The sequence below is a fragment of the Patiriisocius sp. 208BN25-11 genome, assembly GCF_058147145.1.
The window spans coordinates 21,428-33,470 of record NZ_JBYVJY010000010.1; the positions used below are offsets into that span (position 1 = coordinate 21,428).

At 36.3% G+C, this 12,043-nt stretch carries 11 protein-coding genes; 9 read left to right on the forward strand and 2 right to left on the reverse strand.

The features are described from left to right. The first annotated feature begins 102 nt into the window (after positions 1 to 102). The 9 genes from ACY2RS_RS11590 (at position 103) to ACY2RS_RS11630 (ending at position 9,441) form a co-directional block, all read left to right on the forward strand. On the forward strand, positions 103 to 2,148 hold the full coding sequence (locus tag ACY2RS_RS11590; RefSeq protein ID WP_490098822.1) for an HD family phosphohydrolase: 2,046 nt from the start codon (positions 103 to 105) through the stop codon (positions 2,146 to 2,148). A gap of 95 nt (positions 2,149 to 2,243) precedes the next feature. Further along, positions 2,244 to 2,789, forward strand: a complete 546-nt coding sequence (pyrR, locus tag ACY2RS_RS11595) for a bifunctional pyr operon transcriptional regulator/uracil phosphoribosyltransferase PyrR (RefSeq protein WP_490098823.1) — start codon at positions 2,244 to 2,246, stop codon at positions 2,787 to 2,789. 1 nt (position 2,790) lies between these two features. Further along, a complete protein-coding gene (locus ACY2RS_RS11600; protein ID WP_490098824.1) occupies positions 2,791 to 3,729 on the forward strand; it encodes an aspartate carbamoyltransferase catalytic subunit in 939 nt (312 codons plus the stop codon). Next, the gene (locus ACY2RS_RS11605; RefSeq protein ID WP_490098825.1) at positions 3,719 to 4,054 is read left to right on the forward strand and encodes a ribonuclease Z; all 336 of its coding nucleotides are present in this window, start codon (positions 3,719 to 3,721) and stop codon (positions 4,052 to 4,054) included. The genes ACY2RS_RS11600 and ACY2RS_RS11605 overlap by 11 nt, the downstream gene beginning before the upstream one ends. A gap of 174 nt (positions 4,055 to 4,228) precedes the next feature. Further along, a complete protein-coding gene (locus tag ACY2RS_RS11610; RefSeq protein ID WP_490098826.1) occupies positions 4,229 to 5,134 on the forward strand; it encodes a ribonuclease Z in 906 nt (301 codons plus the stop codon). 145 nt (positions 5,135 to 5,279) lie between these two features. Next, positions 5,280 to 5,924, forward strand: a complete 645-nt coding sequence (pdxH, locus tag ACY2RS_RS11615; RefSeq protein WP_490098827.1) for a pyridoxamine 5'-phosphate oxidase — start codon at positions 5,280 to 5,282, stop codon at positions 5,922 to 5,924. 23 nt (positions 5,925 to 5,947) lie between these two features. Beyond that, on the forward strand, positions 5,948 to 6,433 hold the full coding sequence (locus ACY2RS_RS11620; RefSeq protein WP_490098828.1) for a SixA phosphatase family protein: 486 nt from the start codon (positions 5,948 to 5,950) through the stop codon (positions 6,431 to 6,433). 4 nt (positions 6,434 to 6,437) lie between these two features. Next, complete coding sequence (gene ppk1, locus ACY2RS_RS11625) at positions 6,438 to 8,528, forward strand: polyphosphate kinase 1 (protein ID WP_490098829.1); 2,091 nt, start codon at positions 6,438 to 6,440, stop codon at positions 8,526 to 8,528. A 1-nt stretch (position 8,529) separates the two neighbouring features. Next, a complete protein-coding gene (locus tag ACY2RS_RS11630; protein ID WP_490098830.1) occupies positions 8,530 to 9,441 on the forward strand; it encodes a Ppx/GppA phosphatase family protein in 912 nt (303 codons plus the stop codon). A 66-nt stretch (positions 9,442 to 9,507) separates the two neighbouring features. Here the strand turns inward: ACY2RS_RS11630 and ACY2RS_RS11635 are convergent, their stop codons facing one another. Both ACY2RS_RS11635 and ACY2RS_RS11640 read right to left on the reverse strand, forming a co-directional pair. Then, entirely contained in the window at positions 9,508 to 10,089 is a 582-nt protein-coding gene (locus ACY2RS_RS11635) for a MiaE family protein (RefSeq protein ID WP_490098910.1), read from the reverse strand. Positions 10,090 to 10,128: 39 nt separating this feature from the next. Continuing rightward, the gene (locus ACY2RS_RS11640) at positions 10,129 to 12,000 is read right to left on the reverse strand and encodes a DNA polymerase III subunit gamma/tau (RefSeq protein WP_490098831.1); all 1,872 of its coding nucleotides are present in this window, start codon (positions 11,998 to 12,000) and stop codon (positions 10,129 to 10,131) included. Positions 12,001 to 12,043 lie beyond the last annotated feature (43 nt).

A 12,043-nucleotide genomic window follows, 5' to 3' on the forward strand; every position in this document is an offset into this window, starting at 1 on the left:
GGCAACGAAATTACGTATTTCTATGGAAATTATCAATCTTTACAGACATAGGTTTTGTGATTCCTTTTACCAATAGGTATCTTTACCCTGAATATCAATTATATGAAAAATACCTTAAGCATTGTATCAAGAAATCAAGCGCTTATCTATCGCTCCTTTCTTTTTATCGTTGCTACCTTTTTGGTTATATATCTTTTCCCAAAAGGTGGGCAATTTAAATATGATTTTCAGAAAGGAAAACCCTGGCAATATGAAAACTTATATGCTCCATTTAGTTTCACCATTAAAAAAGATGCTGAAACCTTAGCTACAGAAGAAGAGCAAATTATAAATAATGCGGTTCCATATTTTGATGTCGATGCAAGTATTGTTGATGCTGTTTCTAATGAGTTTTCAAGATTGTTAGATGAAACCTATGTAGACTCTTTGTTTTCTATTTCCGAAGCAAGTATTAAAAGGCGTGGTGAAACCATAATTGCTAAAATTTATAAGCATGGGGTGACCAATCAAATACACTTGTATGATGGTGATAAGTTGGTGTATCTTAAATCGGGAAATGAAATAGATGAAATTAACTTTCATCAAATTGTAAAGCAAGATGAGGTTGCCTCTTTGCTAAAATCTCCTAGTGTTGCTGCAGATCTCTCACAGTCTAGTGTATTAATTGAAAAAATACTAAATCGGGTCATTCAACCCAATGTGTTTTTAAATACAAAACTTACCCAAGCTGCTATCGATGATGAGGTAAATGCAATTAACCCTAACCGTGGTATTATCGAAAAAAGCGGTCGTATTATTGCCAAGGGTGAAGTGGTAGAAGGAGATACCTATCAAATTTTAGAATCTTTAAAATCTGAATACCAATCACAAGTATGGACTAAATCCAATTACTTGTGGCTGTTGGTTGGCTATGCATTGTTGGTGATGCTGGTGCTATTAATGCTTTTCTTGTTTCTGAAGAAATACAGAACAGAAATCTATAACAACAACACCAAAGTTACCTTTATACTATTTAATGTATTGCTCATGGTATTCCTTACTACAATTGTAGTAAAGTTAGATGCCAAATATGTGTATGTAGTGCCGCTTTGTATATTACCACTTATCCTCAAGGCTTTCTTCGATCCAAGACTCGGACTCTTTGTACACGTCCTTACTATTTTATTGCTAGGTTTTATTGTACCCAACAGTTTTGAGTATTTGTTTTTACAAATCATAGCTGGGATTGTGACCATCTTAACGGTTTCTGAACTCTACAAAAGAGCCAACCTATTCATTTCGGTAGGACAAATTACCTTAATCTACATCATTGGTTATTTTGCTTTTGTATTGATTCAAGAAGGGAATATTCATGAATTTGAATGGGAGATTTTTGGCTATTTTGTGCTCTGTGGTTTGGCTACCTTATTTGCGCACCCACTTATTTATTTTTACGAAAAAGTATTTGGATTGGTGTCTGATGTATCACTTTTAGAGTTGAGCGATACCAATTCTAAATTATTAAAAGAACTCTCCAACAAAGCACCTGGGACTTTTCACCATTCGTTAAATGTAGCAAACCTTGCAGAGGCTGCTGCCCAAGAAATTGGAGCCAACTCTATGTTGGTGCGTGTGGGGGCTTTGTACCACGATATTGGCAAGATGGCAAGCCCTACCTATTTTACAGAAAACCAATTAAGTGGTGTAAATACACATGACGAATTAGATCCTAAAGAAAGTGCAGAGATCATCATTGGGCATGTTATAGATGGTATTGAGATTGCGCGTAAAAATAAATTACCCGATAGAATCATCGATTTTATACGTACCCATCATGGTACCAGTATGGTCTATTATTTCTACAAAAAAGAACTAGACAAACAAGGGGCTGCAAATGAATCCGACTTTCGATATCCGGGCCCCATGCCATTTTCTAAAGAAACTGCAATACTAATGATGGCCGATAGTGTAGAAGCTGCAAGTAAAAGTTTAAAAGAACCAACATCAACCAAAATTGATGCATTTGTAGAAAAGATTATCGATGGTCAAATGGAACAAGGGCAGTTTTTAAATGCCAATGTTACTTTTAAAGAGATCCAGCTCATTAAAAAAGTACTTAAGAAAAAACTTAATAACATCTATCATTTACGTGTAGAATACCCAGAGTAATCTGTGTTATTTTTTCTTCGGAAATAGGATTTGCTATATACATTTGTTAAAAAGTAGTACTTTTGTATTCTGAATACGTTTCAGAACACTTCCTTATGAGCCAAAAAACACTATTAAACGCAACAGAGATTCACATCGCTTTGCATCGTTTGGCTTGTCAGTTAATAGAAAATCACGACGACTTTACAGCAACAGTACTTATAGGTATTCAACCTAGAGGAGGCTTTTTGGCCAAACGTTTGGTGACCCTTCTAGAAAACGATTACAAGATTAAAAATGTACAACTAGGCTTACTAGACATTACATTTTATCGTGACGATTTTAGAAGAGGCGAAAAACCGCTAGAAGCCAATGAAACTGCCATAGATTTTGTAGTAGAAAATAAAAAAGTGGTTTTTATAGATGATGTTTTATACACAGGAAGGAGTATACGTAGCGCTTTAACAGCCATTCAAGATTTTGGCCGTCCCACCGAAATAGAACTACTCACCCTAATCGATAGAAGGTTTAGTAGACATTTACCCATACAACCCGATTATAGAGGAAGACAGGTAGATGCTATTGGTGGCGAAAAAGTGAAAGTATGTTGGCAAGAAAATGAAGGAGAAGACGCAGTATATTTAATAAAAGAACAAGAGTAAGATGAGCGAACTTAGCGTAAATCACTTATTAGGTATTAAATACATCACAGAAGAGGACATACAACTCATCTTTGAAACCGCAGATCATTTTAAAGAAGTGATTAACAGACCTATTAAAAAAGTGCCTTCGCTACGTGATATTACCATCGCGAACTTATTTTTTGAAAACAGTACCCGAACTAGACTTTCTTTTGAGCTTGCTGAAAAAAGACTTTCTGCAGATGTGGTAAACTTCTCTGCGGGATCTTCCTCTGTAAAAAAAGGAGAGACTTTAGTTGATACGGTCAACAATATATTGTCTATGAAAGTAGACATGGTAGTGATGCGCCACCCCAATCCTGGAGCAGGTGTATTCTTATCAAAGCATATCAACGCTAGTATTATTAATGCTGGTGATGGTGCACATGAGCATCCAACCCAAGCATTATTAGATAGCTACTCTATTCGAGAAAAGCTAGGAGGTGTGGCTGGTAAAAAAGTAGTGATTGTTGGTGATATCTTACATTCGCGTGTTGCATTGTCTAACATCTTTGCACTGCAAAAACTAGGCGCTACTGTAAAAGTATGTGGTCCAAAAACATTAATGCCGAGATATATAGAGTCTTTAGGAGTTCAATTTGAACCTAATTTAATAAAGGCTTTACAATGGTGTGATGTAGCAAACATGCTTCGTGTTCAAAACGAACGAATGGATATTAGTTACTTTCCATCTACCAGAGAATATACCCAACAGTTTGGTCTTAACAAAAGCATCCTAGATTCACTAGATAAAGAGATTGTAGTCATGCACCCAGGGCCTATCAATCGTGGAGTAGAAATCACCAGCGACGTGGCAGATAGCAAACAAGCCATTATTTTAGATCAAGTGCAAAATGGTGTGGCAGTGCGCATGGCGGTTTTGTATTTATTGGCATCAAAAATTAAGAGAAATGATAGTTAAAAAGTTAGATACCCATACACTATTAGAAGACGAGCGAGACGATGTTAAAGACTTTGCTTCCTATCTTACACATAAAATTCCAGCATCATTTTCTGAACAACATATTTTGTTAGATCTCTTAAAATACGAGAAATTAACATTAGAAGAATTGTTATTATTCATGGAAGTATCTACTAATCATAGAGAAACCTCCCATTCTTTTGTGATTATTAATAATGCCATCGATCCAGATCTTTTTCCAGATGAGCTAGTGGTCGTGCCTACCCTTCAAGAAGGTGAAGATATTCTTGAAATGGAAGCAATAGAGAGAGATTTAGGGTTTTAAGGAACTCTTTGTTTATTAAATGTTAAAAATCAATTCACGTAAACTAGCTGTCACCCTGAGCTTGTCGAAGGGCGTTCACATAATTGATATAAATTCTTACTCTTCCGCTAAAGCTTTAGCGACACGCGGGCGGAAATTTTAGACAACTAGAACTATTTTTTAAAAACAAATACTTTGAAACTAACCATTCTCGGCTGCCATTCTGCTACTCCTCGTTGGGATGCGAATCCAACCGCTCAAGTATTGGAAGTAAAAGGGCATCTTTTTTTAATAGATTGCGCCGAGGGAACACAGGTTCAGTTACGAAGGTTTAAAGTGAAATTTGCTAGAATTAAGCATATCTTTATTTCGCATCTACACGGTGATCATTTTTTTGGATTGGTAGGACTTATCTCTACGTTTCGATTGTTAGGACGTGAAGCTGACTTGCACATCTATGGTCCCAAAGGCATTAAAGAAGCGGTGTTATTGCAATTAGAGTTAGGAAAGAGCTATACCAATTACGGCTTGTATTTTCATGAATTAGAAAGCACTTCACCTCAAGTATTGTTTGAAGATGAAAAGGTAACGGTCACTACAATTCCGCTAGACCATAGAATCTACACCAATGGTTTTTTATTTCAAGAGAAACCAACCGAACGCGTCTTGGATATTGAGAAAGCGAGAGCACTCGATGTAGAAATGAGTTACTTTCGTAAAATAAAACAAGGAGCAGATGGGGTCACAAAATCGGGTGAGATGGTTCCAAATGCTGATATTACTTTTGATCCGCCACCGCCCAAAAGCTATGCTTATTGCAGTGATACTTGCTACTTTCCTGCAATAGTTCCGCAAATAAAAAAGGCTAGTCTTTTGTATCATGAAGCTACATTTTTACAAGCCCAACATGATTTGGCTGTAAAAACCAAGCATAGTACTGCCAAAGAAGCGGCAATGATTGCTAAAGAAGCACAAGTAGGCACCTTAGTCTTAGGGCATTATTCTGGCCGTTATGGAGATTATGAAGCATTTCAAAAGGAAGCTCAGGCAGTTTTTCCAAGTTCAGAACTAGCGGCAGATGGAAAGGTTTTTGAGATCTAGTATTTCCGAAGTTATTAGGGTTTAGATATTTTTAATTTTTTCAACAAGGCTTCACGTTTTATGTCTTCTGAAATTTTACAAAATTTTAAAATAGCTACTATATGTTACATGCTGCAATCTTTGTAACTTGCAGGAAAGCAATTTTATGGATAAAAACCTTCACGATTATCGCAAGTCTTACGAAAAGGGAGCGCTTACTGAAGCTTCCATCGCTGCAAATGCGATGCATCAATTTAATGCCTGGTTTCAAGAAGCAGAAGCATCTGAGGCTGTTGATGAAGCAAACGCGATGACTTTAAGTACGGTAGACGCTTCAGGAATGCCAAGAGGCCGTGTTGTATTATTAAAGGAAATTAGTGCCGAAGGTTTTGTTTTTTATACAAATTACACAAGTGAAAAAGGACAAGCTATTGCAGCGAACCCAAACGTTTGTCTTTCTTTTTTCTGGCCTGGCCTAGAGCGTCAAATTATAATAAAAGGAACGGCATCTAAAATTTCCGAAGAGAAATCGATCGCCTATTTTAATAAAAGACCTCGTGCGAGTAAGCTAGGAGCCTTGGTGAGTGATCAATCTACAGCAATAGCAAACCGTAAAAGCTTGGAGGAAAAGTTGGAGGCTTTAGATGCAAAGTACAAAGATACTCCTGTACCAAAACCAGCAGATTGGGGAGGTTATTTGGTACGTCCTATCGAATTTGAATTTTGGCAAGGACGCAGTAGTAGATTGCACGATAGAATACAATACACAAAAAAGAACGAAAATTGGATTGTAACGAGATTACAACCTTAATTTGTTTATAAGAGGAATACTTTATGAAGACATTATATTTTACACGACATGCAAAATCTTCTTGGAAGCATGATGTGATTGATCATCAAAGACCCTTAAAAAATAGAGGCGAAACTGATGCAGCAATGGTAGCAGCGGCAGTGGCAAGTTCTATGCCTGCCCCAGATATTATGATTACTAGTGATGCTGTGAGAGCAGCTACTACGTCGGTATATTTTAAAAAGGCTTTTGCTTTGGATGCTTCAAAATATTTTAAAAATGCTGCTTTGTACGATTTTAGCGGTCAACAAGTAATGAAGGTTATCAAGGAGCTTGATAACAAATTTGATTGTGTGATGTTGTTTGGTCATAACCACGCATTTACATCCATTGTGAATATGCTAGGGAATACCTATATTGACAACCTACCTACCAGTGGATTTGTAGCCATTCAATTTAATGAAGATCAATGGAGTGCTTTAAGCACAGGAACTAACATTAAGACAATTTTTCCGAGAGATTTAAAATAAACCCATGACAGCAAGCAAACATAAAAATCCTCACGAAAATAAATATTTCAACAGAGAGTTAAGTTGGTTACAGTTTAATGCTAGAGTTCTACAAGAAGCAGAAGACACATCTACACCACTTATCGAACGGCTGCGCTTTATAGGAATTTTTTCAAATAATTTAGACGAGTTTTTTAAAGTACGTTATGCTACGATTAAGCGTATTGATGATGCTGGAAAGGGAGGTAAAAGTTTTTTAGGGGGTATTCCTGCTGCAAAGCTCATGGAAATGATTACTCAAATAGTTATCAAACAACAAAAGACGAGTCTCAAAATTCTAGGCAGCATTAAGGATGAATTAAAAAAAGAAAACATTTTCATCATCGATGAAACAGAGGTGTCTGAGTCGCAATCTAAATTTATTACCAATTATTTTACACAAATAGTGAGTCCAGCATTGGTAACTATCATGATAGGCCAACTAGAAACATTTCCCACACTTCAAGATAGTGCAGCTTATCTAGCTGTGAAAATGGAATTATCCAAAAATGATACGCTATTTGAATCAAAGAATACCTATGCATTAATTGAAATTCCGAAAAGTGTAGAACGCTTTGTAGAATTGCCAGAAGAAGATGGAAAGAAGTTTATTATCATCCTAGATGATTTGATTCGGTATTCTTTACATCAAATTTTTAGCATTTTTAAATACGACCGTATTTCTGCGCACATGATAAAAATAACTCGAGATGCAGAGCTTGACATAGAAAGTGACCTAAGTAAGAGTTTTATAGACAAAATTTCTGAATCTGTTAAAGACAGAAGTACAGGTGATCCTGTTCGATTTGTGTACGATAAAACCATCGATCAGGAAACGTTATCTTTTTTAATGCAAAAAATGGGTATTGATAACACCGATAGTATCATTCCAGGGGGAAGATATCACAACCGAAGAGATTACATTAAGTTTCCTAGTCTGGGTCGTGATGATTTACAGTATGAAAAAATAGTTCCTTTACGAATTCCTGGATTAAATCTAGAGGGAAGTTTACTTGATAAAATAGCAAAGAAGGATTATTTACTATATGCGCCGTATCAAACTTTTTCTTACGTAGTTCGATTTTTAAGAGAAGCAGCCTTGGATCCTAAGGTTAAAAGCATAAAAATTACTATTTATAGATTAGCAGAAGTATCTCATATTGCTAGTAGTTTGATTAATGCGGCAAAAAATGGGAAAGAAGTAACGGTGCAAATCGAGTTGCAAGCACGTTTTGATGAGCAAGCGAATATATATTACGCAGAGCAAATGCAAAGCGAGGGAGTACAACTTATTTTTGGAGTGGCTGGGTTAAAAGTACATTGTAAAACCTGTTTTGTACAGCGCGAAGAGGAAGGTAAATTAAAACGTTATGCATTTATTAGCACCGGGAATTTCAATGAATCCACTGCTAGAATTTATACAGATTATACCTTATTTACGGCCAATCAAAAGATTGGAAAAGAACTCAACAAAGTGTTTGATTTCTTTGAAGTAAATTATAAAATCACAAAATACAATCATTTAATTGTATCTCCGCATTACACTAGAAATGCAATATATAGCATGATTGAAACTGAAATTTTAAATAACATTCAAGGTAAGAAGAGCGGAATTAAATTAAAACTAAACAGTCTCTCAGATTATAAAATGATTGATAGGTTGTACGCCGCAAGTAGGGCTGGTGTAAAGATACAGCTTATCGTCCGCGGTATTTGTTGTTTAATTCCCGGTGTAAAAGGAATGAGCGAAAATATTGAAGTGATTAGTATTGTAGATAAATTTTTAGAACATCCTAGATTGTATATTTTCGAAAATGAAGGCAAACCCAAAGTGTATATATCTTCGGCAGACTTCATGGGTCGTAACCTTGATAATAGAGTGGAAGTATCTTGCCCTATTTATGATGATGCTATCAAACAAGAAATATTAGATACATTTGAGATCTGTTGGAGCGATAATGTAAAAGCACGTATCATTTCAGAAAACCAAGAAAATGCTTATAGAATTAATGAAAACCCTAAAGTAAGATCTCAATTTGCGTTGTATGAATACTTTAAAAATAAAATAGAAAGCTAATTTGTTACGAATAGAGAAATATGCAGCGATTGATATTGGCTCTAATGCCATTCGATTGCTCATTGCTACAGTTATTGAGAAAGAAGGCTTTGCACCACAGTTTAAGAAAACCTCTTTGGTGCGTATGCCGATACGCTTAGGTGCCGATGTATTTCTTGAAGGAGCTATAAGTGATATTAGTTACCAGCGCATGTTAGATGCCATGCAAGCATTTTCATTAATTATGAAGACTCACAAAGTGGTGAGTTATAGAGCCTGTGCTACTTCTGCAATGCGAGAAGCTTCGAATGGTCATGAAGTCGCAAAAAAATTAAAAGAAGCTACAGGAATTAATATCCAAATTATTGATGGGAATGATGAGGCAGCTATCATTGCATCCACAGATTTAAAACAACTTATTAGCGACAATAAAGTCTTTTTGTATGTAGATGTGGGTGGTGGAAGTACCGAGTTTACAGTATTTGCAAATGGTAAAAGTGTATGTTCAAAATCATTTAAGTTGGGAACCGTTCGTATTATCAATGATATGGTAAAAGAATCTATTTGGGATGAGGTAAAAGATTGGATTCATGAAAATACCGAACTATATCCAAAAATAGATGTGATAGGTTCTGGCGGAAATATTAACAGTATCTATCGCTTTAGTGAGAAAAAAGTTGGCAAACCATTGAGCTATTTTTTCATGGCAGATTTCTATAAAAAAATTAGAGAGTACAATTATCATGAAAGAGTGTTCGAGTTAAATATGAACCCTGATAGAGCAGACGTCATTATCCCAGCAACCCGAATATATCTATCGGCTATGAAATGGTCAAGGGCTAAAGTTATCTACGTCCCAAAAATTGGTTTGGCTGATGGTATTGTAAAGCAGTTGTATAATGAACGTAGGGCGAAGGAGTTTAAAGTGGAATAGTTGGCAGGCTGCTCAGTGGCAGTTGGCAGTGGGATATAATAAATTTTCAAAGTATTGCATTATTATCTATCCATGAATACTCTCCCCAGTACTCAAATCTTTCATCACTTGAGCTTCAAAGTCTAAAAGGGCTTGCCATTTCTCATCCACTTCTTTGCGATCTCCATATTGTCTTGCAAAACCTAAAAACATGGTATAATGACTTGCTTCACTTACCATGAGTTTGTAATAGAAGTCGGCTAATTCTTTGTCTTCAAGTTGCTCACTTAATAAACGAAAACGCTCGCAACTTCTTGCTTCAATAAGGGCGGCGTATAATAATCTGTGTACGAGTTGTGTGGTGCGGCTTCCTCCTTTGGGGAAGAACTTCATAATAGCAATTACATACTCGTCTTTACGATCTCTACCCATGGTCCAACCGCGTGCGATGATTTTGTCGTGTACTAGTTTAAAGTGACTAATTTCTTCTTTAACTAGTGCCACCATTTCTTGAACTAGTTCTGTATATTCTGGAAACGAAACAATAAGAGAGATGGCAGTAGAAGCAGCTTTTTGCTCGCAATAGGCGTGGTCTGTTAAAATTTCTTCTACATTTTTCTCGACAATATTTACCCAGCGAGGATCTGTAGGTAATTTAAGCCCTAACATTTGTATTGGATGGTCTTGCTTAGTTTTCATAATACTCTTTTAAATATCCAAATCAAAAGCCTTGCGGAGTTCTTCTAGGTTTGGATTTATTTCTCGCATTTTTTCGTACTTCTCTTTGGTGGTGTAGGCGTATCGTTTTACTTCTGTTTCATTTACTTCAATCACCAAATCGATATCGTAGTTTTGTAATTCTCTACGCAAATAGCCGAGCAAATCATATTTGTCTCTTTCTACTTCTACTTTAATGGTTTCGTTAGGGAAAACAAGGTGAATCATTCCATCTTTAAGCACAGGAACATTCATAGTAAGGTGCGAAAGAAGGTTGTATTTTCCTTTATTTTTGATCACTTCTGTATATGCATTCCAGTGTTTAATCATTGCTTCTTCCGTAAAATCTTCTGCAGGAAGGTTTTCTTGATCGGGTGCATTTGCAATGAGTTCTTTGGCAAGCTCGTGCTTTTTCTGAATACTTTTTAATGATAATGCAGAAACTCTCTTTTTTAAGGGAGGTGGAGCTATTTGAGTTTTTTGTGCCTCCGCTAAAGCTTCAGGCGACACGCGGTCTGAAATGTTAGTTTCATTTGTAATAGTTTCGGCAACTTTAGGAGTTTCGTTTTCCTCTTCAATATTTTTCTCAATAGTATCAGGTACTACATCATTTTGTGTTTCAGAAACTTTTATGATTTCCTCTTGAACCTTTTCAACTTCAACTTCGTCCCGAAAGCTTTCGGGATCAGGTTCACTGGAAAGTTTTGGGGCATCTAAAATTTCCGAGGGTGATATAGGCGCAGTAGTAAAATGGGATGGAGGTAAAACAAAACGTTTTCCTACATTATTGGAGTTTTTTTTTTCTCCCTGCGCAGTGAGAGAAGCTAATTGCATTAAACACAATTCTACTAATAAACGTTGGTTACGACTTGTTTTGTATTTGAGGTCGCAGGTGTTGGCAATGTCAATACCTGCTAGTAAAAAAGGATGCGATGTTTGCTGAGATTGCTCTAAATACATGGTTTTTACTTGCTCACCTACTTCTAGCAATGCGATGGTCTCTTGGTTTTTGCAAACCATTAGATCTCTAAAGTGTGATGCAAGTCCCATGATAAAATGATGACCATCAAAGCCTTTGCTTAGTATATCGTTGTAGCTAAGTAGAAGCTGCGGAATATTGTTTTGTAAGAGTAAGTCTGTAATGCTAAAGTAATAGGTGTAATCTAGTACGTTTAGATTTTCGGTAACAGCTTCTCTTGTTAGGTTGGCACCAGAAAAACTAACAACACGGTCAAAAATAGAAAGGGCATCTCTAAGTGCGCCATCTGCTTTTTGAGCAATGACGTGCAAGGCATCGTCTTCTGCTGTAATGTTTTCTTGTAGTGCTACAGTGGCTAGGTGTCCTTTGATGTCTTGAACGGTGATGCGTCTAAAATCGAAAATCTGACATCTAGATAAGATGGTAGGTATTATTTTATGCTTCTCTGTGGTAGCCAATATAAAAATGGCATGTTTTGGTGGCTCTTCAAGGGTTTTTAAAAAGGCATTGAAAGCAGCAGACGATAGCATGTGTACCTCGTCAATAATATATACTTTGTACTGTCCTACTTGTGGAGGAATACGAACTTGGTCTATCAAATTACGGATATCGTCTACAGAGTTGTTAGAGGCAGCATCTAGCTCAAAAATATTAAATGCGAAATCTTCGTCCTCTTTGTGGGTGCCATCTTGGTTAATTTTTTTAGCCAAAATACGTGCACAAGTGGTTTTACCAACACCTCTCGGTCCTGTAAATAAAAGCGCTTGTGCTAAGTGGTTGTTTTGTATGGCATTTTCCAGGGTATTTGTAATAGCCTGTTGCCCTACAACATCTTTAAATGTAGTGGGTCTGTACTTTCGGGCTGATACAATAAATGGTTCCATACTATAAAAACAAATATACCTATGTACAGCATTTAATTAAAAA

What these genes read in the sequence shown, in the direction of transcription:
- pyrR (WP_490098823.1), top strand. Translation starts at nt 2,244, where the DNA reads ATGAGCCAAAAAACACTATTAAACGCAACAGAGATTCACATCGCTTTG.
- ACY2RS_RS11620 (WP_490098828.1), top strand. Translation starts at nt 5,948, where the DNA reads ATGAAGACATTATATTTTACACGACATGCAAAATCTTCTTGGAAGCAT.
- pdxH (WP_490098827.1), top strand. Translation starts at nt 5,280, where the DNA reads ATGGATAAAAACCTTCACGATTATCGCAAGTCTTACGAAAAGGGAGCG.
- ACY2RS_RS11640 (WP_490098831.1), bottom strand. Translation starts at nt 12,000, where the DNA reads ATGGAACCATTTATTGTATCAGCCCGAAAGTACAGACCCACTACATTT.
- ACY2RS_RS11635 (WP_490098910.1), bottom strand. Translation starts at nt 10,089, where the DNA reads ATGTTAGGGCTTAAATTACCTACAGATCCTCGCTGGGTAAATATTGTC.
- ACY2RS_RS11600 (WP_490098824.1), top strand. Translation starts at nt 2,791, where the DNA reads ATGAGCGAACTTAGCGTAAATCACTTATTAGGTATTAAATACATCACA.
- ACY2RS_RS11605 (WP_490098825.1), top strand. Translation starts at nt 3,719, where the DNA reads ATGATAGTTAAAAAGTTAGATACCCATACACTATTAGAAGACGAGCGA.
- ACY2RS_RS11590 (WP_490098822.1), top strand. Translation starts at nt 103, where the DNA reads ATGAAAAATACCTTAAGCATTGTATCAAGAAATCAAGCGCTTATCTAT.
- ppk1 (WP_490098829.1), top strand. Translation starts at nt 6,438, where the DNA reads ATGACAGCAAGCAAACATAAAAATCCTCACGAAAATAAATATTTCAAC.